The sequence below is a fragment of the Ideonella sp. WA131b genome (assembly GCA_023657425.1).
GTDB lineage: Bacteria > Pseudomonadota > Gammaproteobacteria > Burkholderiales > Burkholderiaceae_C > Rubrivivax.
Genome location: JAGTJW010000001.1, coordinates 282,395 through 304,790 on the forward strand (window position 1 = coordinate 282,395; position 22,396 = coordinate 304,790).

Genomic DNA, 22,396 nt, shown 5'->3' on the forward strand with positions numbered 1-22,396 from the left:
AAGCGCTCACTGTTCCTCGGCCCAGGCGCTGCCATCACGCGCCACCAGCGCGCTGGCGGCCGCCGGGCCCCAGCTGCCGGCGGCATACGGGCGCGGGCCCAGCGTGTCGGCGGCCCAGGTCTGCAGCACCGGCTCGACCCAGCGCCAGGCCTGCTCCTGCTCGTCGCTGCGCACGAACAGGTTCAGGCGGCCGGCGATGGCGTCCATGAGCAGCCGCTCGTAGCCGCCCACGCGCTCGGTGGCGAAGGCCTTGTCGAAGTCCAGGTCCAAGCTCACCGGGTAAAGGCGTTCCTCGCCGCCGCCGCCCTTGGCCGCCAGCAAGTGCAGCTCCAGGCCGTCCTCGGGCTGCAGCTTGATGACGAGCTTGTTGGCCGCGCGCGTGCCCGTGAAGATGGGATGCGGCACCTCGCGGAAGCTGACCACGATCTGCGCGTCGCGCGCCGGCATGCGCTTGCCGGTGCGCAGGTAGAAGGGGACACCGGCCCAGCGCCAGTTCTGCACCTCGGTGCGCAGCGCCACGAAAGTCTCGCACGTGCTGCCGGCGGGCACCTTGCCTTCATCCAGATAGCCCGGCACCTTCTGCCCGCCCACCGTGCCCGCCTTGTACTGGCCGCGCACCACGTCACGGGCCACCGTCTCGGCGCTGAAGGGCTTGAGCGAGCGCAGCACCTTGAGCTTCTCGTCGCGGATGGCGTCGGCATCGCCCGTGCTCGGTGGCTCCATGGCGATCATCGTCAGCAGCTGCAGCGCGTGGTTCTGGATCATGTCGCGCAGCGCACCCGTGCGGTCGTAGAAGTCGCCGCGCGTGCCCACGCCGATGCTTTCGGCCAGCGTGATCTGGATGTTGGCGATGCTCTCGCGCCGCCACAGCGGCTCGAACAGGGCATTGCCGAAGCGCAGCGCCATGAGGTTCTGCACCGCGGGCTTGCCGAGGTAGTGATCGATGCGCAGCGCCTGCTCCTCGGTGTAGGCGGCGCGCACGACGCGGTTGATCTCGCGCGCGCTGCCCAGGTCGTGGCCCAGGGGCTTCTCGAGCACGACGCGCATGTGCGGGGCGTTCAGGCCGGCGGCCCCGAGCTGCGCACAGATCACCGGAAACAGGTGCGGGCTGGTGGCCAGGAACAGCACCACCGTGTCGGCACCGCGCTCGTCGACCCAGGCCCTCAGCCCGCGGTAGTGCTCGGGCTGGGAGAGATCCATGCGCCGGTAGTGCAGCATCTGGGCGAAGCGGGCGTACTCCTCGTCGCTGGGCTGCTTGGCCTCCTCGACAGCGGCGAAGCGGGCGCGGATGTACTCGCGGTACTCGGCGTCGCTGCGCTCGTCGCGCGCCACGGCCAGGATGCGGCCACCCTCCGGGAGCTTGCCGTGCCGGAAGGCCTGGAACAGCGCCGGCATCAACTTGCGCCAGGTGAGATCGCCGGTGCCACCGAAGAGAACGAGGTCGAAGGACATGGGGCGTGTAATTTTGTTACGCACCCGATGATGCCTAAGTTTCAGGGGCAGGTAAAGCCCGCCCCAGGCGGTTCAGGCGTGCGCGGCGGCCAGCGCCTGCTCGAGGTCGGCGATGAGATCGGCCGCGTGCTCCAGCCCCGTGGACAGGCGCAGCAGATCGGGCGGCGCGGGCGTGCCGGCGCCCTCGACGCTGGCGCGGTGCTCGATCAGGCTCTCGGTGCCGCCCAGCGAGGTGGCGCGCTTCCAGATCGCCGTCTTCGCCGCCACGGCGATGGCCGCGGTCTCGCCGCCGCGGGTGCGGATGGACAGCATGCCGCCGAAACCGCCCGCCATCTGCCGCTGGCTCACCTCGAACCCCTGGGAGCCCGGCAGCCCCGGGTACAGCACCTCGGCCACCAGCGGGTGGCCCTCGAAGTGCTGCGCAATGGCCAGCGCCGAGGCACTGGCCGCGCGCACACGCAGGTGCAGCGTGCGCAGGCCGCGCAGCAGCAGCCAGGCCTCGAAGGAGCCCAGCGTGCCGCCGAGCTGGGCGCGGACCTTGCGCACGCACTGCCAGTAGGGCGAATCCCCGCGCGTGACCAAGGCACCGGCGATGACGTCGCTGTGGCCGTTGAGGTACTTGGTGGCGGCGTGCATCACGAGGTCGGCCCCCAGCGCCAGCGGGCGCGTGAGCAGCGGCGTGGCCACCGTGCTGTCCACGGCCAGGAGGGCGCCCGCCGCATGCGCCAGGCGCGCCGTCTCGGCGATGTCGGTCACGGTCCACAGCGGGTTGGCCGGTGTCTCGATCCACACCATCGCCGTCTTGCCGGGGCGCAGCGCCGCGGCCACCGCGGCCGGGCTCGTCATGTCGATCAACTCAACGTCCAGGCCCCAGTCGGTGGCAAAACCCATCAGCCAGTTGCGCAGGCTCCAGTACATCACTTTGGGTGCCAGCACGTGGTCGCCGGGCTTGAGCGCCTGGAACACGGCGGTGGCCGCGGCCATGCCGCTGGCGAAAAGCAGCGCCTGGTGGCCGCCCTCGAGGGCGTTGATCACGGCTTCGGCCTGGTCGAAGGCCGGGTTGTCGGCGCGCGCATAGACGCGGCCGCTGCGGTACTGGTTGTCCTCGTCGCGCAGGTAGGTGGTGCTCACGTGCAGCGGCGGGATCACGGCACGCGTGCGCTCGTCGATCCAGCCCAGGGCTTGGGCGGCGATGGTGTCGGGGTGCTGGTGCTGGTCGCTCATGAGGATGGGCGTTGCTGGAAGGCGGGCAGGCCGCGGCGCCTGCGAGGTCTGCTGGAGTATCTCCCGTGCACCGACCGGCCATGCCCGGGCGGCGAAGGCGACAGGTTTCAGAAGGGCAGCTCGATCAGGCCGTCGCGCCAGCGCAGCGTGGCCGAACGCGGTGCCAGCTTGACGAGCACGAGACCGGGCACCGGGCTGTCGCCCTCGCGCAGCACCTGGCCGTCGAGCACGACGAAGCGCGTCGCCGGCTGCTCCGACCAGACGGTGCCGCTCACCACCAAGGGCGGCAGCTCGCGCCGCTGCTCGGGGGGCAGTTCGGCCAGGCGCCGCACCTGGGTGAGGATGGGCGCCTGTCGCGGCGCAGGCTGGGCCACAGGCGGCGAGGGGGGCGGCGGCGGCGCCGACACCACGAGCGGCCACGGATCCGGCGTGACGGCAGGGCCTGTGGCAGGCGGCAGGGCCGGCGGCCGGACGGGCGCCGCATCGGGCGGCACGGTGGAAGTCGGCAGCGGCACCGTACCCGCCGATGGGCGCAGGGCGGGACCGACCCCCCGATCCGTCGCGTCGGGCCGCTGCGCCAGCCAGACGCCCGCCGCTGCGCTCAGCAGCCCGAGCGGACCCAGCAACGCCAGCAACCCCAGCAACGGCCGCCAGCGCAGGCCCACAGCCCGTGGTGGTGCCAGGGGTGCAAGCGGCGGCGGCGTGTGCAGGCCCGGCACGGCACCGCGCTGCCGATCGGCCTCGGCCTTGCGCAGAGCGTCAAGGATCAACGACATCGCTCGAGCCCTTGAACCTGTGAATCGCGCTGTTCATGTCTCTTGCACCCACTCAGCGCCCCAAGGCGGCCGCGCCGCCTTCAAGCCGCGGCTCGGGCACGCCGGCCAGGCGCGACAACTGCATCAGCGTGAGCGGCCCGGTCTGGCCGTCGACCGGCAGGCCGTGCAGCAACTGGAACGCCGCCACCTGTTCGGCGTAGCCCTGCGGCGCCGCGCCAAGGGCGGCACGCAGCTGCGGCTCGGCCCACAGCCGCGTGGCGGCGCTGCCGGCCGCACCGGGCTGCCAGCCCGGCGGCACGCGCCAGAAGGTGCCGAACTCGCCGCGCCAGCGCCGCGCCAGTTCGGGCAGCGTCAGCTGCAGCTGCGTGCGGCCGGCCTGCAGCGTGGCGCGGTCGTCGTCGAGGGCCACCAGCAAGGCGTGCACCCGGCGGCCATCGTCGGCGCGCAGCACCAGCAGCGCCGGGCGCTCCAGCGTGCGCAGCAGGCCCAGGCCGCCGCCGGCACTGCGGAAGCAGGCCAGGCCCGCCTGCCCTACCGCGGCGCAGGGCTCGCCGTCGCCGATGGCCACGCTCCAGCGCAGCGCCAGCTCGCGCCAGGCCTGGGCCTCGTCGGGCAGGGCCAGCTCGGCCAGCCGGGCCGGATCGTCCGGGCGCGGGGCCGGCGGCGCCGAGGCCACAGCCAACACCGGTGCGGGCGCCGAGACTGCCGCCGCAGCAGAGGCCACCGCAGCCACGGCCGAAACCGCCGAAGCCGCCGAGGCCGCGGCGACCGGCGCGACCGCCGGGCCCGGCGCGGGCATCACCCACGCCAGCGCCAGCAGCACCGCCACGCCCAGCCCGGCCGCCAGCGCGACGGCCGCCGGAACCTGGGGCCACTGCGGCGGCACCGCCGCGCCGCGGCGGTCGAAGACCTCGGCCGCCGCGCGCTCCACCAGCGTCCGCCCCACCTGGCGCAGGCCCTGGCCGTAGGCGCCGAGCAGGGCACGGTCGGCCAGCAGGTTGATGCGGCGCGGCACCCCGCCGGTCTCGCGGTGCAGCGCGCGCAGCGCCGCGGCGTCGAAGGGCGGTGGGCCCTGCAGGCCGGCCACGCCCAGGCGGTGTTCAACGTACTGGCGCGTCTCGGCCTCGTCGAGCGCACCGAGGTGGTAGCGCGCCACCACGCGCTGGGCCAGCTGCTCGATGGCGGCGATGCGCCCGCGCAGTTCGGGCTGGCCGATCAGCACGATCTGCAGCAGCTTGCGCTCGGCGGTCTCCAGGTTCGTCAGCAGCCGCAGCTGCTCGAGCACCGCGGGCTCCAGCGCCTGCGCCTCGTCGATGACCACCAGCGCCTGTTCGCCGCGCGCGTGCACCGCCAGCAGGAAGCGGTTGAGCGCGTCGATGTGCGCCTTCAGGCTGTCGCGCTCGCTGCCCTCCAGCGGCGGCAGCCCAAACTCGCCGGCCAGCGTCTGCAGCAGCTCCAGCGCGCTGAGCTGCGGGTTGAACACCCAGGCCACGACGCAGCCCGGCGGCAACTGCTCGAGAAAGCCGCGCGCCACCGTCGTCTTGCCGGCGCCGATCTCGCCCGTGAGCAGCACGAAGCCGCCGCCGCCGCGCACGCCGTACAGCAGGTGCGCCAAGGCCTCGCGGTGGCGCTCGCTCAGGAACAGGAAACGCGGATCGGGCGCGAGCGAAAACGGCTCGCGCGCGAGTCCGAAGTGCGCCGCGTACATGGGGCGCGAGGATAGCGGCGCGGCGCGGCGACCCTACTGGGTCTTGGCTGTTGAGATGGCAGCACCACGCTCCAGCGTGGCCGTCTGCGGGTCGTAGGCGCAACCCGTGATGGACCCGTCGCGGATGCGCGCCACCGCCTCGTCGATCACGTGCAGCGGCACCACGAACCACTCGCGCGGCTTCACCGGCGTGCCGAAGCGGTCTTCGATGGTGATGTCGAGCTGGGCCAGCCCGAACAAGCGGTGAAACAGCACCTCCATCCGGGTGCGGCTCAGGTTGTGCAGGCTGTACTCGGCCACCACCTCCACCGGCGCCAACAAGTAGGTGGCATCGCTTTCAGCCCCGGCGATGCGCGCCTGCACGCTGCCGCCGGTGACGCCGATCTTGTGAATCAGCGCGCGGTGCTCGGTCACGAACGGGTGCCGTGAATGGCTCCGCAAAACGTAGATGGTGCCGGTGGCAATGTCATCCGGCTCGGCCGCATCGCCGAACTGCGGCCCGGGTGGCGGGGCGAACAAGGGGCCGGCATCGGGCTCGCTCACGCGCCGGCCGTTGCCGTCTTGCGTCAGCGCGCGCTGCAGCGAGCGCATCAGCAGGTTGCTCTCGGTGCCGTTGCCGTAGATGAGCCGCAGCCGCGCGTCGGGCTGGCCGCTGCTGGTCTCGAAGGGCTCGCCCTTGTGGGCCACGTAGGCGAATTGACCGCCCACGACGAAGAAGTGGCCTTCCTCGACGCTGGCCTCGCCCTTGAACGGTCGTAGCTGGCGCAGGCCATCGGCCAGCTCGCGCTGCACGCGCTCGAAAAGCGCCTGGAAGCGCTCGAAGTCGGCACAGGGCGTGCGCTCGGCGATCTCGTCCGCCGCCTGCCGCGCCGTGTGCGGGCGCACATGGCGCAGCACCGTGATGTCGCGTTCGTTCGCTGGGTTGCTGGCCACGCCCAGTTCAGTCAGCAAGGCGTCTTCGTCCAGGGCATCCACGTCCGCGGGCAAGGCACCATCAGCCGAGAGCAAGCCTGGCGCATCCAGCTCGGCCAGCAGCCCACGGGCCTCGGGCAATTGACGCAGGCGGTCCAGCCGCACCGCGTACAGGCGCTCGAAGATGTCGCCACCCTCGCCGTGGCGCGGTGCATGGCCGTGGGCCTGGTGGAAACGCAGGATGTCCTCGAAGCCCGCGACGATGCGATCCTCGCGCGGCGTGCGCCCGCCGGCCTTGGCCGAGGGCAGCTCGACGCCCAGCGCGTCGAGCAGCTCGTCATCGTCCAGGTCAGCCATGGTCGGTGCTCCCCGGTGCCGGTGAGGCCGCCGCGGCGCGTGCCGCCGCTTCCTTGGCTTGTGCGCGGTAGCGGGCAAACGCCGCCACGCCCTCGGCCATGCGGCGCTCCCAGGCGTCGCCCGACTGGATTTCCGGCAGCCGCCCCCGCTCGGCCTTGAACTGCAGCGCACGCCGCGCCAGCTCGCGCGCTTCGTCTTCGCCGATCTTCACGTTCTTGCCGGCAATGCTGGCCTGGATCTGGCGCAGCGAGCCTTCGTCCATGGCCTTGGCCAGCACGGCGTAGGCAGCTTCAAAAGGGTTGATGCGGTCGATGAGGTCGATGTCCAAGTCGCGCACGTTGATGAAGCGCCGTACGCCGTCGATCAGGTCGGTGTTGGCCTTGGCGGTGCTGCCCTCCCCGCCCGTGCTGCCTCCCGGGGTGCCGCCCGTGCCGCCAGGGGTGCCCGGCGTGGGCTGCGGCGAAGGCTCGCCGGGCTCCAGCGCCAGCTTGGCCTGCTGGGTGATGTTGATCACGGCGATGGCGTGCTGGCGCACCGCCTCCTGGTCGGGCTCGCTCAGCTCGGGGTAGCGCTCGCGCACGATCTTGCCCAGGCGCTCGATGGTCAGCTCCTCGGCGATGGTGTTCTCCTTGTCCAGCGTGCCGCGCTCCAGTGCCGGCTTGTCCTGGATGAAGGCGGCGATCACCTCGTTGAGGTCTTCCTTGCAGATGCGCTGGCCCTCGCGGCTGCGCGGCTTGGCCAGGCCGTTGATCTCGATGTGGACCTCGCCGGTCTCCTTGTTCACCCCCAGGTTCTTGCCGCCGGCCACGTAGCCGTCAGGCCCGTAGTCGAAGCCTTCCTGCGCGCCCGCGTTACGCGGCGTGAACTCGTAGCGCGGCGCCAGCACCTGCTCCATCAGCAGGCTGGCCGAGATGGCCTTGAGCATGTCGTTCACCGCCTCGGCCACCGCCGACTGCTCGGCCGCCGGCTCGGCGATGAGGTTGGTGAAGCGCGCGCGCTCCTTGCCCGGTGCATCGCGCGTGGCGCGGCCGATGATCTGCACCACTTCCGTGAGGCTGCTGCGGTAGCCGATGGTCAGCGCGTGCTCGCACCAGATCCAGTCGAAGCCCTCCTTGGCCATGCCCAGCGCCACGATCACGTCCACGTGCTCGCGGTCGTTCTTGTGGGCCGGGTCTTTCAGCGCGCCCAGCACGCGGGCGCGGCGCGCGGGGTCGGTGTCGTCCACCAGGTCGGCCACCTTCAGCGTGCGCCCGTCGCGGCCGGCGATGCGGTGGAAGCCCGTCGCCTCGTCGATGCCCTGCCAGGTGCCCAGGGCGTGCAGGATCTCGTCGACCTCGCGCTGCTTGTCCTTGAGGCTCTCGCGCGCGTTCACGCTCGGGATGTGCACGATGGTCTTGAGCGCCGGGTCCAGCACCTTTGCCACGGCATCGACGTAGCGGCCGGTGTAGAAAAAGTAGCCGATGTCCAGGCTCTTGAGCCAGCGGTAGCCGTTGAGCTGCTCGTAGTAGGTGTAGGTCACCGTCTCGAAGCGGCCCTCGTCGGCCGGTGACAGCACCGCCTCGCTGTCGCCGCGGAAGTACGAGCCTGTCATCGCCACCAGGTGCACGCGGTCGCGGGCGATGAAGGCGCCGAGCTGGCTGCCGAGCTTGTTGTCGGGGTTGGCCGAGACGTGGTGGAACTCGTCCACCGCGATCAGGCGCCCGTCAAAGGCCTCCAGGCCCAGCTCCTCCACCGCAAAGCGGAAGGTGGCGTGGGTACACACCAACACGCGGTCGCTGCTGGCCAGGAACTGGCGCACCGCCTCCACCTTGGAGCGCGCCACGCGCGGCTCGTCCACGCCCGGTGCGTTGCACAGGTTCCACTGCGGCGCCACCGTCCAGTCCCAGAAGAAACCGTCGCGCGTGAGCAGCTCGTCGGCAAAGCTGCCGCCGATGGAGCGCTCCGGCACCACCACCAGGGCCTGCTTCAGCCCCTGGTTGTGCAGCTTGTCGAGCGCAATGAACATCAGCGCCCGGCTCTTGCCCGAAGCCGGCGGCGACTTGATCAGCAGGTACTGCTCGCCCCGCCGGGCCCAGACGCGCTCCTGCATGGCGCGCATACCCAGCTCGTTGGCGCGGGCCGAGGCGCCAGTGCGCGCCGTGGCGATAGAGACCGACGGCACGGCGGCCGTATGGGAAGCGTGGTTCATGGCGTGTCGTCTTCGGCGGGCGGGCGGGCGGCGCGGGCGTCACCACCACCGCCACCGCCCAGTTCACGTTCGATCTGCTCGATGCTCGGCAGGCTGGTCTGCAGCTCCGGCGGCAAGGATTCGACCAGTTGGTACTCAGCCACGCCCAGCGGCTGCACATGGCTGCGCAGCGCGTACTCGGCCACCACCTTGTTCTTGCCCTTGCACAGCAGCAGGCCGATGGTGGGGCCGTCTTGCGGGTGCTTGATCTGCGCGTCCACCGCCGTGAGGTAGAAGCTCAGCTGGCCCAGGTGCTCGGGCTTGAACTTGCCGGCCTTGAGCTCGATCACCACGTAGCAGCGCAGCTTGAGGTGGTAGAAAAGCAGGTCGATGAAGAACTCGTCGCCGGCCACGTCGAGCAGCACCTGGCGGCCCACGAACGCAAAGCCCGCACCCAGTTCCAGCAGGAACTCAGTGACGTGGCGCACCAGCGCGTGTTCGATCGCCCGCTCCGGCGCTTCGTCGCTCAGGCCCAGGAAGTCGAAGCGGTACGGGTCCTTGATGGACTCGCGGGCCAGGTCGGACTGCGGTGCAGGCAAGGTGGCTGGAAAGTTGGTGTCTGCCGCGCCGCTTCGCTCCAGAAGGCGCGCCTCGATGTGCATCGCCAGCACGTTGCGCGACCAGTTGTGCTCAAGCGCCTTGGCGGCGTACCAGCTCCGGGTTCCTGGGCCCGGCAGCTTGTCCAGCAGCACGAGGTTGTGGCCCCAGGGCAATCGTGCAACGGCCTGCTGCACAAATTCGCCGTCCGGCCAGGCGTCGGCAAACGCGCGCATGTATTTCAGGTTGCGCGGCGAGAAGCCCTGCATGCCGGGGAAGGCGGTGCGCAGGTCGTGCGCCAGGCGGTCGATGACTTTGCTGCCCCAGCCCTGCTCCAACTGCCGCGCCAGGATGTCGCGCCCGATCTGCCAATACAGCAACACCAGTTCCTGGTTGACCGCCAGCGTGGCGCGTTGCTGGGCGCTGTGGATGCGGCTCTTCAGCTCGGCCAGCCAGTCGGCATACCCCATCGGCTGCGGGATCAGGCCCGCAGGCCGTTCGGGCGGCGGCGCGGGTGATGCCTTGGGCTTTGGCTTGCTCATGCGCGCGCCTTTCGGGTGGCCTTCTTGGCGGGCGGCACCTTGGGCGCACCCGCGGCGGCGGCCGCGGTCATCTTCGTGTACAGCTCGAACAGCTTTTCGAGCCGCTCGGTGTCGTTCTTGAAGCGGCGGCCGATGTAGATGCGTTCGAGCACTTCGTCGTTCTGCGCGTGGGCCTGCCGCAGGTTCTCGGGCATGGCCTTGGGGTCGTAGAGCTCGGCGATGGTGGCCGGGAAATGCACTTCACGGGCGAGCAGGATGTTCTCGGCGCAGCGCGTGAGGTCGGCCTTGTTCTGCTCTGTGAGCAGCGGCACGGGGAAGGTGTTCCAGCCGAGGGTGTTGGAGTAGCGGAAATCGGTCTTCAGCTTGCCGCAGACGGTGGCGATCCAGACGAGGTGGAGGCGGCTGGCGATGAGGGCGAGATTCCAGAGGGGGGCGTCGTAGATCACCAGAGCGGCATTCGAAACGATGAACTGCTTTGGCAGTAGGCCTATCGGCAGGCTGCTGCGAATTTCTGAAGAGTGGCTTGGGACCACGATCGAGTAAGCGTTGGCGACGGACTGAATCTGCCGAAACCTATTTGGGAACTGGGCAAACGGCCGCGTCGTTGCAGCCTTCGCAGACTCTCGAAAGCTGCGCACACCGTCGAGGCGAGAACGAATCTGCAAGACGCTCGATGCTCTATACAAGTCTTCGTCTTCGATCCACAAACAGTAGCGCATGTCGTTATGGATCAACTCGTGCGAACCGCAGTAACCGTAGATGAACTCGGCTGCGCCCGCGTCGTCGAAAATCATCATCCGCCGTTCTTCAGCAGACAGCACAAGATGCCCGCCGTCAGAAGGCATGTTGCCCTTGAGCATGAGTCCACGCCCGTCGGACGCGCGGCTTGCCGGCTCAACAATGACATCAGCGCTGGCGACCAAGTAGGCGTTGATTCGTTCCACACTGCGCCGAATCGGAGCACCTGAGTCGTCCTCAGAAAAAAGGGTTCGGCTTGCGATAGTTCGCGTCGTACCTCCCACGATCACCACGGTCACACCGGCGTTTGAAGCGGCCAGATTCGACCACTTGAATGAAGTGTGGGCGAAGTGAATCTGAACCTCGTGCCGAAACATGAGAGGCCACAGCAGCGGAACCTGCTGGCCTTGGCAGATCGAGTTGGTGCTGACAAACGCAAAGTCTCCACCGACGGCCTGAACGAACTGAGCCGCCTTGAAGAACCAACCGGCGATGTAGTCGAGGTTTCTCCAGGACTCCAGAACGTGACCGAACTGGTCCTCCAGGTCAGCCTTCTGCGACTCGACCTGCAAGCTGCTGCCAACGTAAGGCGGGTTGCCGCAGATGTAGGTCTCGCCCGGCGCACTCTCGAATTCGATCTCGCCTTGTTCAAGTCGCGTGCCAAACAAGTCGTCGGCAACCAGCTTCACCCCAAATCCGTGGACGTCCATCAGCGCCAACCAATCCAGCCGCAACGCATTCCCACAAACAATCCAGTTCTCCGCATCCAGCGGCAGAAACTCCGCCAGCGCATCCTTCTGCCCGCGGTACAGCACGTCGCACTGGAACTCGGCAATGATCAGCGCCAGCCGCGCAATCTCGGCCGGAAAGTCGCGCAGCTCGATGCCGCGAAAGTTGGTGAGCGGGATCTCGCTCTTCAGGTGCGTTTCGCCGCGGCGGCGGTTGATCTCGGCCTCGATCTCGCGCATCTGCTTGTAGGCGATGACGAGGAAGTTGCCGCTGCCGCAAGCCGGATCAAACACGCGAATGCGGCTCAGGCGCTTGCGCAGGTTGAGCAGCTTGATCTTGTTGTCGCCCGCGGCGGCCAGTTGCGCGCGCAAGTCGTCCAGGAACAGCGGGTTCAACACCTTCAGGATGTTGGGCACGCTGGTGTAGTGCATGCCGAGTTCGCCGCGCTCGGCGTCGTCGGCCACGGCCTGGATCATGCTGCCGAAGATGTCGGGGTTGATCTGCTTCCAGTTCAGCGTGCCGGCGTGCAGCAGGTAGCTGCGCGCCATGCGCGTGAAGCGCGGCACCTCGGGGCTGCCCGAGAACAGGCCGCCGTTCACGTAGGGAAACTGGTCAGCCCAGGGGCGCAGGCCGGCGGCGGCGCGGTCGGCCGGCTTGACGTTCATGGCGCGGAACAGTTCGGCCATCACCGTGTGCACGTTGCCGCCGTCGCGCTCGGTGAACTGCTCGATCGTGCGGGTGAACAGGCCCGTGCCGTTGAAGATGTCGGTGTCTTCGGCAAAGAAGCAGAAGATGAGCCGCGCCATGAAGTGGTTCATGTCGGCTCGGCGCTCGGCCGTGGCCCAGGCGGGGTTCTCGCGCAGGAGTTCGACGTACAGCTTGTTCAGGCGCCCGGTGGCGCGCACGTCGATGGGGTTGTCCTTGATCTCCTGGATGGTGGAGATGCCGGCCAGCGGCAGGAAGAACCCGAAGTGGTTGGCGAAGTCGGCGTAGGCGCAGGCGATGGTTTCGCCGGTGCTGCGGTCTTCGGCCTCCAGCGTGTGGCCGTCGGCGGCCACGAGGAAGCGCGCCTTGGCCTTGGCGGTGGCGGGGCTGCTGCGCAGCGCCTGCAGACTGGGCCCGGTGCTGCCGGCCGGGCCGGTGGCGATGTGGATGTGGTTGCGCTGCAGCAGGCCGCCGGGCACATCCGACGCGTTGCTGTTGCCACTGCGCAGGCGCTTGAGCGTGGTGTCCTTATTGCCGAAGGCGGCCAGGAAGGCAAAGGGGAACTCGGCCGCGTCGAAGGGCTGAAGCGCCAGGTCGGAGATGGCTTGTTCGATTTCTACGGCGTTCATGGCGATGCGCGCGCTCCTCAGGCGCGGCGGCATCGTAGCAACCGGGCCGCGCGGGCCTGGCCAGGGCACGGGGAGGCTGGGGGCGTTCACGCAGTGGCAGCTTTGGGCGGCGGCGGGGATGAGAACTGTATGAACATACAGCTCTGACGGCTACAGGCAAAGACACCCCCGCACGGGGGCGGCGTGGAACTCCCGGCCGCGGCCTCAGGTGCGCCAGATGCGCGGCGGCTCGGCCGCCAGGCCCCAGGCCTCGGCGCGCCAGGCGGCGCGCACGCGCTGCAGCAGCTGCATGGCGGGCTCCACGCGCTGGGCCAGGGCGCGCAGCACGATCACGCGCTCGTGCGGCGCGGTCACGCCGGCCCGCAGCGACGCGCCGGGCACGGGCGCCAGCGGCTCGGTGTGCTCGCGCGCCACATCCAGCAGGCGCTGGCGGCGCTCGCGCGCGATGGGCTCGCCCTCGGCCCACCAGGCGGTGGCCAGCACGCGGGCGCCGCCCAGGCCCAGCGGCGATTCGCGCAGCAGCCGGTCGTCGGCCGCGATGCGCCCGCGCTCCAGCCAGTGGCCCGGCAGCGCCAGGTGCTGCTGCACCGCGCCGGCCTCGAAGGGCTGGTTCGAGGCCGGCAGGCCGAGCGCGAGCACGTCCCAGCCGATCATCTGCGCGCCCGGCTTGAGCGCCAGCTCGAGACGGTTGTCGGCCAGGCAGCCGCTGTAGGCGATGGCCTCCATCGGCAGCCATTCCAGCCGCGCGCCGCCGTCCAGGGCCAGGCGCACCTGCTGTGTGCCGGGCGCGCCCTCGCTGCGGTAGTGGCGTGCCGCGCCGGGCGTGGTGAGCACGGCGTGGCTGCCCTCGCCGAGCGTGGCCTTGAGTTCCAAACGGTCGCCACCGACGATGCCGCCCGGCGGGTGCACCACCACGTGGTGGCAGATGCCGGGGCCCTCGGGGTACAGGCGCTGCAGCACGCGCAACGGGCCTTCGTGCAGGTCGTGCGCACGCGTGGTGCCGGTGTCGTTCCAGTAGCGCAGCGCGAGCCGCGCGTGCCAGCCCGCGGGCATGGCCTCAGCCCGGTCCGTGGCTGCGCCAGAAGTCGCGGTGCAGCGCCGCGATCTCCTCTTCCACCTCGGCCACCGGCCCCACCACGTGCATCGCCTTCTGCCCGCGCGCGAACACCTCGCGGCAGGGCAGATCCAGCGTCGGGTTCTCGGCGTGGTTGCCGGTCATCGCCAGCAGGCGCGACTCGCTCATGCCGTACACCAGCTGCCCGATGTGCGCCCAGTACTGCGTGCCGGCGCACATGGCGCAGGGCTCCACGGTGGTCACCAGCGTGCAGCCCCACAGGGTGGCGGCGTCGAAGCGGTGCGCGGCCACGCGGGCCAACACGGCCTCGGCGTGGTTGACGCCGTCGACGTTGCCCTGCTCCAGCAGCACCGTCTCGCCGTCGGCCGCCACGAGCACGGCGCCGAACGGATGCCTGCCCTTGGCCAGCGCGGCCTGGGCCACCGCGTTGGCGGCGCGCAGGTGGCGCAGCGTCTGCTCGGGCGTCAGCGGCATGGCCTCAGAGTGTGAGCTCACACTCTCAGTGGTTCTGCGAGCCGCGGTGCGCCCAGCCGGTGGTGCGCTTCTCGACCCAGCTGAACAGCTCGTACATGGCCATGGCCATGGCGCCGATGGTCACGAGGCCGGCAAAGGCCAGCGGCATGCGCTGCTGGCTGCCGGCGCTCTGCATGAGGTAGCCGATGCCGCTGTCGCCGGCCGTCATCTCGGCCAGCACGGTGCCCACGAAGGCCAGCGTGATGGCGATCTTGAGCGAGCCGTAGAAGTAGGGCATGGAGCGCGGCAGGCCCACCTTCACCAGCACGTCCCAGCGCTTGGCGCCCAGCACACGCAGCACGTCTTCGAGCTCGGGCTCCAGCGTCGCCAGGCCGGTGGCGATGTTCACGGTGATGGGGAAGAAGCTGATGAGGAAGGCCGTGAGGATGCCGGGGCCCAGGCCGATGCCGAACCACACCACCAGGATGGGCACCACGGCGGCCTTGGGCACGGCGTTGAAGGCCACCATCAGCGGGTACAGCGCGGTGTAGGCCAGCCGGCTGCTGCCGATGAGAAAGCCCAGCAGCACACCCACGACGATGCTGATGCCGAAGCCCACCATCGTCACCCAGAAGGTCTTCCAGGCGGCCTCCAGCAGCGGGCCCTTGAACTCGATGAACTGCTGGCCGATCTGCCAGGGGCTCGGGAAGATGAAGTCGGGGATCTTGAACCCCACGACGATGAGCTGCCACAGCAGCAGCGCGATGGCCAGCACGATCAACGGCGACCAGCGTTCGACGTTCTTGCTCACGACCATGGTGCGGTCTCCCCCTGCCCTACTGCGGCACCGCGGCGCCGGCCTTGCCGATCGGGTGGCGATAGGCGCCGATGTGCCCGCGCAGCTCGTGCACGATGTCGGTGAAGTGCGGCGTGTAGGTGACCTCCAGGTCGCGCGGGCGCGGCAGGTCGATCTCGCGCTTGACGACGAAGCGGCCCGGGCTGCGGCTCATGCAGTACACGGTGTCGGCCAGGAACACGCTCTCGCGCAGGTCGTGCGTGACGAGGATGACGTTGAACTTCTGCGCCGCGTGCAGGTCGCGCAGGGCGCACCACAGCTCTTCGCGCGTGAAGGCGTCGAGCGCGCCGAAGGGCTCGTCGAGCAGCAGCATCTTGGGCTCGTGCACGAGGGCCCGGCAGATGCTGGCGCGTTGCTGCATGCCGCCGCTCAACTGCCACGGAAACTTGTCCTCGTAGCCGGCCAGGCCCACGCTCTGCAGCAGGGCGCGCGCCTTGGCCTCGAACTCCTTCTTCTTCGCCTTGTACTGGCTGCGGTAGGGCTCGACGATCTCCAGCGGCAGCATCACGTTCTGCACCGTGGTGCGCCAAGGCAGCAGGCTCGGCGCCTGGAAGGCCATGCCGGTGATCTTGAGCGGGCCGGTGACCTCCTTGCCGTCGATGATGACGGTGCCCCGGCTGGGCCGGCGCAGGCCGGTGGCCAGCTTCATGAAGGTGCTCTTGCCGCAGCCCGAGGGGCCGACGATGGCGATGAACTCGCCCTCGTTCACCTGCAGGCTGATGTCCTCGACGGCGAACTGGCCTTGCGCCAGCAGCTCCTCGTTGTAGGCCAGCCAGACGTTGCGGAAATCGACGAAGCTGCTCATCGGGACGGGGCCTTGAAGGAAGAGACGGGATGCGGCAGGGAACCCAGGATCCGCACGGCCTTCATGCACCGCACCTGGTGCCGGCGCAGGCGGTTGGGGACAATCGCCGGATGAAGTTCACCTTGACCTCCGGCCTGCGGGCGGCACTCGGCACCGTCCTTCTCGCGCTGGCGCAGCACGGAGCCGCCGCCGACCCCACCTCCCCTTTGCTGGACGGCGATGCCTGGCGCGCGCAGGCACACTGGCGCGTGGCGGTGTCGCCCTACACGGCGCACTTCCGCCACAGCGACGAGCACCAGCGCGTCCTTGCGATCGCCCTGGAGCGGCAGCGCAAGGACGGGTGGCTGGCCGGGGGGTCGCGCTTCAGCAACTCCTTTGGCCAGCCCAGCGCCTACCTGTACGTGGGGCGGCGGCTTGATCTGCCCTTCGGCCCACCAGGGCTGTTCGGGCAGATCAGCGGGGGCCTGCTCTACGGCTACCGCGGGCGCTACGAGGACAAGGTGCCGCTCAACCACAACGGCTTTGCGCCCGGAGGCCTGCTCACCCTGGGCTGGCAGTTCGACCGCCGCAACGCCGCCGCGGTGCACCTGCTGGGCGACGCCGGCCTGATGCTGCAGCTGTCCTGGGACTGGCGCTGAAGACGACACGGGCGTCATCCGGGGTCGGCAAGCCGCGTTTCAGCGCCGCACAGGCGGCAGGATGTTCATCTCAGCCTTGGGCGGCAGCAGCGTATCGATCCAGACGGCGGTCGGGTCGATGCGCGTCCTGGTGCCGAAGGCATCGGACACCTGGGAAGCCATCAGCGCCAGACGCCCGGGATTGACGACCCCGAAGCCCTCGGCCCGTGCGTCGGGGCTCGCCACCACGGCGTCGATGGCCATGCGCAGGCGGCGCTTCTCGAGGTCGACGTTGATGATGCCGTCGCGCGCCTTCACGTACTCGATCGAGGCATCGGGGTTGGCGATCACCTCGCGGGCGCCCTTGAGGAATGCGCTGAGGAAGGCCTTGACCGCCGCGGGGTTCTCGCGGATCAGCCGGGGGCTGGCGATGATGGCGTTGCCGTAGAGCTTGACCCCGTGCGCGGGGTAGGGCATGACGACGATGTCCTCCGTCTTGACGCCGCGGGCCTCGAGGTTGAGCAGGCTGGTGAAGCTGAAGCCGGTGATGGCCTCGATGTCGCCGCGCACCAGCATGGTCTCGCGCAGCGGCGGGTCCATGCTCGTCCACTGCACGCCGCTGATGTTGTTGGCCTTGGCGAAGATCGGGAAGGCCTTGCGGCCGGCGTCGAAGCCCGGGGCGCCGAGCTTGCGGCCGTTCAGATCGGCGGGCTTGGTGATGCCGCTTTTGCGCAGCGCCAGCACCGCCGCCGGGGTGTTGTTGTAGACCATCATGACCGCGACCGGCTTGTTGGGCACGTCGGGGTTGTTGGCGTGGAACTCCATCAGCGCCGCCATGTCGGCAAAGCCCATGTCGTAGGCGCCACCGGCCACGCGCGTGACGGTGCCGCCGCTGCCGTTGCCGGCGTCGATGGTGACGTCCAGGCCCGCGGCCTTGTAGTAGCCCTTGGCGGTGCTGGCCAGAAAGAGCGCCGACGGGCCCTCGAAGCGCCAGTCGAGCTGGAACTTGATCGGTGTCTGGGCCCATGCCGCCAGCGGCGCGGCGAGAACGGCGGTCACCGCCAACGCGGCGGCACGGCGGGTGATGGCAAACGAGGGCATGGCAGGGCTCCGGGCAGAGTCAGAAGGGAAGGTCAAACACGAACGGCCGATTGATTCTGCAAGTTCCATGCTCAACATGGACTAATGGCTTGCACCACGATGCAGCGCCACGCGGCCGTTGGCACTCGATCGGGGCGTTCACTCGGAAAGCAGATCGAACAAGGTGCGCGCAATCACCTGCGTGGCGCGCTGGAGGTCGGCGAGCTGCACATGCTCGTCGGCACGCTTGGCGTTGCTCTCCAGCACCGTGCGCGGGCCGGCCCCGTAGATGACGGCCGGCACGCCGTGTTCGCCGTAGAGGCGCACATCGGTGTACAGCGGCGTGCCGCTTTCGGGGATGGGCTCGCCGAACACAGCCTGCCCGTGGCGCTGGATGGCCGCCACCAGCGGCGCCTTGCCGGGCAGCGGCTTCAGCGCGTGCGCCAGCAGCAGGCGCTTGATCTCCACGCGCACGCCAGGCGACAGCGCCACGGCGGCTTCGATGAGGCCACGCACCTCGGTCTCGACCTGCGCGGCGTCTTCCTCGGGGATCATGCGGCGGTCGAGCTTGATCACCACCTTGCCGGGCACGACGTTGGTGTTGCTGCCGCCTTCGATGCGGCCCACGTTCAGGTAGGGGTGCGTGATGCCGGCCACCTGGCTGCGGCGCGTGCGCAGCACGCGGTTGTGCTCGTACAGCGCCGTGAGCAGGCGGTTGGCGGCCTGCAGCGCGTCCACGCCGGTGTGCGGGTAGGCGGCGTGCGAGGCCAGGCCGTGCAGCGTCAGCTCCAGCTGCAGGCAGCCGTTGTGCGCGGTGACCACCTGGTAGCTGAAGCCGGCGGCGATGAGCAGATCCGGGCGGGTGAGCTGGTTGCTCAGCAGCCAGCCGGGGCCGAGCTCGCCGCCGAACTCCTCGTCGTAGGTGAAGTGCAGTTCGACGGCGCCCCGCTTCACGAGGCCCAGCGATTCCAGCGCGCGCAGCGCGAAGGTGTAGGTGGAGAAGTCGCTCTTGCTCACGGCAGCGGCGCGGCCGTAAAGCCGGCCTTCGGCGACTTCGCCGCCGTAGGGATCGTGCGTCCAGCCGTCGCCCGGCGGCACCACGTCGCCGTGGGCGTTGAGCGCGATCACCGGGCCGCCTTCGCCGAAGCGCCGGCGCACGATGAGGTTGGTGATGGACTGCAGGCCGTACTCCTGCAGCGCCCAGGCCGGCACCGGGTGCTTCTCGGCCGTGTAGCCCATGTCGGCCAGCAGCGCCGCGGTGCGCTCGGCGTGCGGGGCGTTGTGGCCGGGCGGCGTGTCGGTGGGCACGCGCACCAGGGCCTGCAGGAAGCGCACCTGCTCGTCGAAGTGGGCGGCGACCCAGGCGTCGAGCTGGGCGTGGGCAGGGTGGCTCATGAGGCGTCGGCGGCCAGGTCGGCCAGCAGGTGGCGGAAGGCCGCCACGCACAGCTCGGCGTCGTCGGCGGTGATGGTTTCCAGCGGGTTGTGGCTGATGCCCGAGTTGCCGCCGCGCACAAAGAGCATGGCCTGCGGCATCGCTTCGTGCAGCTTCATCGCGTCGTGCCCGGCGCCACTGGGCAGGCGGAAGACCGGCAATCCCAGGGCCTGCACGGCACGCTCCCAGCGTGCCTGCCAGGCCGGATCACTGGGCGCGGCGGCGGCCGTGAGCGTGGGCTCCAGCGTGAAGGACAGGCCGCGGCGTTGGCAGATGTGCCCGAGCTCGGCCGTCACGTCTTGCGCCAACGCGTCGCGCGCGGCGTCGGTGGTGGCGCGCAGATCCAGGCTGAAGCGGCAGCGACCGGGCACGACGTTGATGCTGCCGGCGGGCACCTCCAGCAGGCCCACGGTGCCCACGCAGTCGGGCACCGCGGCGGCACGCCGCTCGACGAAGAGGATCAGCTCGGCCACCGCCGCGGCGGCGTCGCGCCGCCGGTCCATCGGCGTGGTGCCGGCGTGGCTGGCCACGCCCTGCACCTCGCCGAGGAAGCGCTTGCTGCCGTTGATGCTGGTGACCACCCCCAAGGGAAGATCGAGCTCGTTCAGCACCGGGCCCTGCTCGATGTGGACCTCGACGAAGCCCCGGTAGCGCGCGGCGTCTCGCCGCAGTGCCTGGATCGCGGCCAGCGTGCCGGGCAGGCCGGCGGCCTGCATCGCGTCGCGCATCGACACGCCGTCGGCATCGCGCTGATCCAGCCAGGCGGGGTCGAAAGCGCCCACCAGCGCGCCGCTGGACAGGAAGGTGGCCTTGTAGCGCTGGCCTTCCTCTTCTGCAAAGCCCACGACCTCCAGGCCGAAGGGCAGTCGGCGTCCGGTGGCGGCCAGCTCGCGCACCACGGCCATCGGCACCAGGATGCCGAGGCGGCCGTCGTACTTGCCGCCGTTGCGCACGCTGTCGAAGTGGCTGCCGGTCATCAGGCGCTTCGCCGCCGGGTCGCTGCCGTGGTACACGCCCACCACGTTGCCCACGGCGTCCACCGTCACCTCGTCGAAGCCGCACTCCCGCATCCACCCTTGCAGCCGACGTGCCACCGTCTGGTGCGCGGCGGTGAGGTAGGTCACGGTGAGCTGCCCCTGCTCGGCAAAACCAGGGTCGCTGTGTGCGGCCAGATCCTCGGCCCAGTCCCACACGCGGCGGCCCTGCAGCGGGTGCTCGCCGAAGCGGTCGGCCAGGCGGATCTCGGCGATGCGGTGGATGTGGCGCAGGCACTCGGCGAACTCGAAGTCCGGGTGGCCGGCCAGGCGCCGAGCGAAGGTGGCGATGATCTCGCCGCGCGCGAGCCCCTCGCCACGCGGCCCGCGCACGGCCAGGATGAAGGGCCAGCCGAACTTCGCGTTGTAGGCGGCGTTGAGCTGCTGCAGCTGCGCGAACTCCTCGGGCGTGCAGTGCGTGAGGCCGGAGCGTGTCTGCTCGTCGGTGCTCTCGGCCGTGAGCGACCGGGCCACCATGGCCTTGCCGGCCAGTTCGGGGTGGGCGCGGATCAGGCCCCGCTGCGCCTCGCGTCCAGCGGCCCGCACGGCCCGCACCAGCGCGTGCTTGAGCGCCGCCAGGCTGCCAAAGCCGCCCGCCGGACGCGCACGGTGCGCCGCGGCGGCGATCCACGGCGAGTGTTCGTAGATGCCGTCGAGCAGCGCCACGAAGCCGGCTTCGTCGGCGGCGTTGATCTGCGCAAGGGTCACGGTGGCCGCCACGGCGCTCACTCCCACACGAAGGCCGTGGCGCGGTCGAACGGGTGTTCGGCACGCCAGTGGTTCGCGATGTCGATGCGCCGCGCGATCCAGACGCGGTCGTGCGCCTGCACATGATCGAGGAAGCGCTGCAGCGCGCGCAGGCGGCCGGGCCGGCCGAGCAGGCGGCAGTGCATGCCGATGCTCATCATCGAGGGCCGCTCGTGGCCTTCCGCGTAGTGCACGTCGAAGGCGTCGCGCAGGTACTGGAAGAACTCGTCGCCGTGGCTGTAGCCCTGCGGCAGCGCGAAGCGCATGTCGTTGCAGTCCAGCGTGTAGGGCACCACGAGCTGAGGCGCCAGCGTGCCGTCGGTCTTGCGCACCTGCAGCCAGAAGGGCAGATCGTCGCCGTAGTAGTCGCTGTCGTAGGCAAAGCCGCCGTGGTCGGCCACGAGGCGGCGCGTGTTGGGGCTGTCGCGGCCGGTGTACCAGCCCAGGGGCCGTTGGCCGGTCATGCGCTCGATGAGGGCCATGCCGCGCTGCAGGTGCTCGCGCTCGGTGGCCTCGTCCACATTCTGGTAGTGGATCCAGCGCCAGCCATGGCAGGCGATCTCGTGGCCCAACTCGACGAAGGCGGCGGTCACTTCGGGGCAGCGCTCCAGCGCCATGGCGACGCCGAACACGGTGAGCGGCAGGCCGCGCCGCTCGAACTCGCGCAGGATGCGCCACACGCCGACTCGGCTGCCGTACTCGTAGATGCCCTCCATGCTGAGGTGCCGCGCCGGGAAGGCCGGCGGGTTGGCCATCTCCGAGAGGAACTGCTCACTCCCGGCATCGCCGTGCAGCACGCTGTTCTCGCCGCCTTCCTCGTAGTTCAGCACGAACTGCACGGCCACACGCGCCTGGCCGGGCCACCGGGCATGCGGGGGATGGCGGCCATGGCCAAGGAGGTCGCGGGGATAGCGTGCAGGCGTGTTCATGCGTTGCGGTTCAGGCCGGCGCCAGCGCAGCGGCAAGGTCGCCGCCGCGCGGGTGCAGCTGCAGGTTGCGTTCGACGTTGCCGAGGTGGCCGTCCATCAGCCGCGCCGCGGCGCGGGCGTCGCGCCGCGCAATGGCGTCGACGATGGCCACGTGCTCATCGGCCGAGTGGCCGGCGCCATGGGCGCTCTGGTACATGAGGGCAATCAACGAGCAGCGCGCCAGCAAGTCGGCCAGCAGCTGCGCCAAGACCTCGTTGCCCAGCATGCGCGCCAGCACGACGTGGAAGTCGGCGAGCAGCCGCGTGCGCCCGGCGACATCGATGCGCGCCACGGCGTCGGCCTCGCGCGCCAGGTGCTCGCGCAGCTGGGCCAGCTGCTGGTCGGTGATCACGGCGCACAGCTGCTTCACCATCTGCTGCTCGACCATGCGGCGCACTTCGAACACCTGGCGCGCCTCGTCGACGCTGGGCCGCGCCACGAAGGCGCCGCGCGCGGGCTCCAGCACCACCAGGTGATCGCGGCTGAGCTGGTTGAGGGCCTGGCGCACCAGCGTGCGGCTGACCCTGAAGAGATCGGCCAGCTGCTGCTCCACGAGCTTGGTGCCGGGCATGAGCCGCCGCTCGACGATGGCGGCGGTGACGGCGTCGACGATGCGCTGGGTGCTGCCGGCCGCCGGCAGGGCGCCGCCGGCCGCGCCACGCCGCGCGGCGGCACGCCCCACCGCAGCCCGGCGCGGCCGGACTGCGGTGGGGCGGATGCCATGGAGGCCGGTGGAGGGTGTGGCGCTGCGGGTCATCGGCGCGTTGACGTGTGTACCCGACTGTATACAC

The 22,396-nt window shown here is 70.2% G+C and carries 18 protein-coding genes; 1 reads left to right on the plus strand and 17 read right to left on the minus strand.

The window, feature by feature from the left end:
* Positions 1-6: 6 nt before the first annotated feature.
* The 12 genes from zwf to KA711_01470 all read right to left on the minus strand — a co-directional run bounded on the left by zwf (position 7) and on the right by KA711_01470 (position 15,725).
* Complete coding sequence (zwf, locus tag KA711_01415; GenBank protein ID MCM0607643.1) at positions 7-1,452, minus strand: glucose-6-phosphate dehydrogenase; 1,446 nt, start codon at positions 1,450-1,452, stop codon at positions 7-9.
* 72 nt (positions 1,453-1,524) lie between these two features.
* Positions 1,525-2,676 carry a PLP-dependent transferase gene (locus KA711_01420; GenBank protein MCM0607644.1) on the minus strand — a complete coding sequence of 384 codons (1,152 nt, stop codon included), beginning with the start codon at positions 2,674-2,676 and terminating at the stop codon, positions 1,525-1,527.
* Positions 2,677-2,783: 107 nt separating this feature from the next.
* Positions 2,784-3,452: a general secretion pathway protein GspB gene (locus KA711_01425; GenBank protein MCM0607645.1), complete on the minus strand. Its 669-nt coding sequence runs from the start codon at positions 3,450-3,452 to the stop codon at positions 2,784-2,786.
* A gap of 52 nt (positions 3,453-3,504) precedes the next feature.
* Positions 3,505-5,160, minus strand: coding sequence for an AAA family ATPase (locus KA711_01430; GenBank protein MCM0607646.1), 1,656 nt, complete (start codon positions 5,158-5,160; stop codon positions 3,505-3,507).
* Positions 5,161-5,193: 33 nt separating this feature from the next.
* Positions 5,194-6,429 carry a GIY-YIG nuclease family protein gene (locus KA711_01435; GenBank protein MCM0607647.1) on the minus strand — a complete coding sequence of 412 codons (1,236 nt, stop codon included), beginning with the start codon at positions 6,427-6,429 and terminating at the stop codon, positions 5,194-5,196.
* On the minus strand, positions 6,422-8,617 hold the full coding sequence (locus tag KA711_01440; GenBank protein MCM0607648.1) for a DEAD/DEAH box helicase: 2,196 nt from the start codon (positions 8,615-8,617) through the stop codon (positions 6,422-6,424). The genes KA711_01435 and KA711_01440 overlap by 8 nt, the downstream gene beginning before the upstream one ends.
* Positions 8,614-9,735 carry a DUF1016 family protein gene (locus KA711_01445; GenBank protein ID MCM0607649.1) on the minus strand — a complete coding sequence of 374 codons (1,122 nt, stop codon included), beginning with the start codon at positions 9,733-9,735 and terminating at the stop codon, positions 8,614-8,616. The genes KA711_01440 and KA711_01445 overlap by 4 nt, the downstream gene beginning before the upstream one ends.
* Positions 9,732-12,536 carry a class I SAM-dependent DNA methyltransferase gene (locus tag KA711_01450; GenBank protein MCM0607650.1) on the minus strand — a complete coding sequence of 935 codons (2,805 nt, stop codon included), beginning with the start codon at positions 12,534-12,536 and terminating at the stop codon, positions 9,732-9,734. Before KA711_01450 ends, KA711_01445 begins: the two co-directional genes overlap by 4 nt.
* A 204-nt stretch (positions 12,537-12,740) precedes the next feature.
* Positions 12,741-13,589, minus strand: coding sequence for an urease accessory protein UreD (locus KA711_01455; protein ID MCM0607651.1), 849 nt, complete (start codon positions 13,587-13,589; stop codon positions 12,741-12,743).
* A gap of 4 nt (positions 13,590-13,593) precedes the next feature.
* Complete coding sequence (locus KA711_01460) at positions 13,594-14,085, minus strand: nucleoside deaminase (protein ID MCM0607652.1); 492 nt, start codon at positions 14,083-14,085, stop codon at positions 13,594-13,596.
* 25 nt (positions 14,086-14,110) lie between these two features.
* Complete coding sequence (locus KA711_01465) at positions 14,111-14,881, minus strand: ABC transporter permease (protein ID MCM0607653.1); 771 nt, start codon at positions 14,879-14,881, stop codon at positions 14,111-14,113.
* A gap of 19 nt (positions 14,882-14,900) precedes the next feature.
* Complete coding sequence (locus KA711_01470) at positions 14,901-15,725, minus strand: ABC transporter ATP-binding protein (GenBank protein MCM0607654.1); 825 nt, start codon at positions 15,723-15,725, stop codon at positions 14,901-14,903.
* 110 nt (positions 15,726-15,835) lie between these two features.
* Between KA711_01470 and KA711_01475 the strand changes: the two genes are divergently transcribed.
* A complete protein-coding gene (locus KA711_01475) occupies positions 15,836-16,363 on the plus strand; it encodes an ABC transporter ATP-binding protein (protein MCM0607655.1) in 528 nt (175 codons plus the stop codon).
* Between the two features lie 39 nt (positions 16,364-16,402).
* On the opposite strand, the gene KA711_01480 is transcribed toward KA711_01475, so the two are convergent.
* From KA711_01480 to KA711_01500, 5 genes are all read right to left on the minus strand, one after another.
* Positions 16,403-17,443: an ABC transporter substrate-binding protein gene (locus KA711_01480; GenBank protein MCM0607656.1), complete on the minus strand. Its 1,041-nt coding sequence runs from the start codon at positions 17,441-17,443 to the stop codon at positions 16,403-16,405.
* Positions 17,444-17,581: 138 nt separating this feature from the next.
* Positions 17,582-18,817 (minus strand): M20/M25/M40 family metallo-hydrolase, encoded by a 1,236-nt coding sequence (locus KA711_01485; GenBank protein ID MCM0607657.1) that lies wholly within the window; start codon positions 18,815-18,817, stop codon positions 17,582-17,584.
* Positions 18,814-20,610: a 2-oxo-4-hydroxy-4-carboxy-5-ureidoimidazoline decarboxylase gene (gene uraD, locus KA711_01490; GenBank protein MCM0607658.1), complete on the minus strand. Its 1,797-nt coding sequence runs from the start codon at positions 20,608-20,610 to the stop codon at positions 18,814-18,816. The genes KA711_01485 and uraD overlap by 4 nt, the downstream gene beginning before the upstream one ends.
* A gap of 5 nt (positions 20,611-20,615) precedes the next feature.
* Complete coding sequence (puuE, locus tag KA711_01495) at positions 20,616-21,566, minus strand: allantoinase PuuE (protein MCM0607659.1); 951 nt, start codon at positions 21,564-21,566, stop codon at positions 20,616-20,618.
* Between the two features lie 10 nt (positions 21,567-21,576).
* Positions 21,577-22,362, minus strand: coding sequence for a GntR family transcriptional regulator (locus KA711_01500; GenBank protein MCM0607660.1), 786 nt, complete (start codon positions 22,360-22,362; stop codon positions 21,577-21,579).
* Positions 22,363-22,396 lie beyond the last annotated feature (34 nt).

Excerpts from the sequence above, each read along its gene's own strand:
- zwf (MCM0607643.1), bottom strand. The coding sequence starts at position 1,452 with ATGTCCTTCGACCTCGTTCTCTTCGGTGGCACCGGCGATCTCACCTGG.
- KA711_01420 (MCM0607644.1), bottom strand. The coding sequence starts at position 2,676 with ATGAGCGACCAGCACCAGCACCCCGACACCATCGCCGCCCAAGCCCTG.
- KA711_01425 (MCM0607645.1), bottom strand. The coding sequence starts at position 3,452 with ATGTCGTTGATCCTTGACGCTCTGCGCAAGGCCGAGGCCGATCGGCAG.
- KA711_01430 (MCM0607646.1), bottom strand. The coding sequence starts at position 5,160 with ATGTACGCGGCGCACTTCGGACTCGCGCGCGAGCCGTTTTCGCTCGCG.
- KA711_01435 (MCM0607647.1), bottom strand. The coding sequence starts at position 6,429 with ATGGCTGACCTGGACGATGACGAGCTGCTCGACGCGCTGGGCGTCGAG.
- KA711_01440 (MCM0607648.1), bottom strand. The coding sequence starts at position 8,617 with ATGAACCACGCTTCCCATACGGCCGCCGTGCCGTCGGTCTCTATCGCC.
- KA711_01445 (MCM0607649.1), bottom strand. The coding sequence starts at position 9,735 with ATGAGCAAGCCAAAGCCCAAGGCATCACCCGCGCCGCCGCCCGAACGG.
- KA711_01450 (MCM0607650.1), bottom strand. The coding sequence starts at position 12,536 with ATGAACGCCGTAGAAATCGAACAAGCCATCTCCGACCTGGCGCTTCAG.
- KA711_01455 (MCM0607651.1), bottom strand. The coding sequence starts at position 13,589 with ATGCCCGCGGGCTGGCACGCGCGGCTCGCGCTGCGCTACTGGAACGAC.
- KA711_01460 (MCM0607652.1), bottom strand. The coding sequence starts at position 14,085 with ATGCCGCTGACGCCCGAGCAGACGCTGCGCCACCTGCGCGCCGCCAAC.
- KA711_01465 (MCM0607653.1), bottom strand. The coding sequence starts at position 14,881 with ATGGTCGTGAGCAAGAACGTCGAACGCTGGTCGCCGTTGATCGTGCTG.
- KA711_01470 (MCM0607654.1), bottom strand. The coding sequence starts at position 15,725 with ATGAGCAGCTTCGTCGATTTCCGCAACGTCTGGCTGGCCTACAACGAG.
- KA711_01475 (MCM0607655.1), top strand. The coding sequence starts at position 15,836 with ATGAAGTTCACCTTGACCTCCGGCCTGCGGGCGGCACTCGGCACCGTC.
- KA711_01480 (MCM0607656.1), bottom strand. The coding sequence starts at position 17,443 with ATGCCCTCGTTTGCCATCACCCGCCGTGCCGCCGCGTTGGCGGTGACC.
- KA711_01485 (MCM0607657.1), bottom strand. The coding sequence starts at position 18,817 with ATGAGCCACCCTGCCCACGCCCAGCTCGACGCCTGGGTCGCCGCCCAC.
- puuE (MCM0607659.1), bottom strand. The coding sequence starts at position 21,566 with ATGAACACGCCTGCACGCTATCCCCGCGACCTCCTTGGCCATGGCCGC.
- KA711_01500 (MCM0607660.1), bottom strand. The coding sequence starts at position 22,362 with ATGACCCGCAGCGCCACACCCTCCACCGGCCTCCATGGCATCCGCCCC.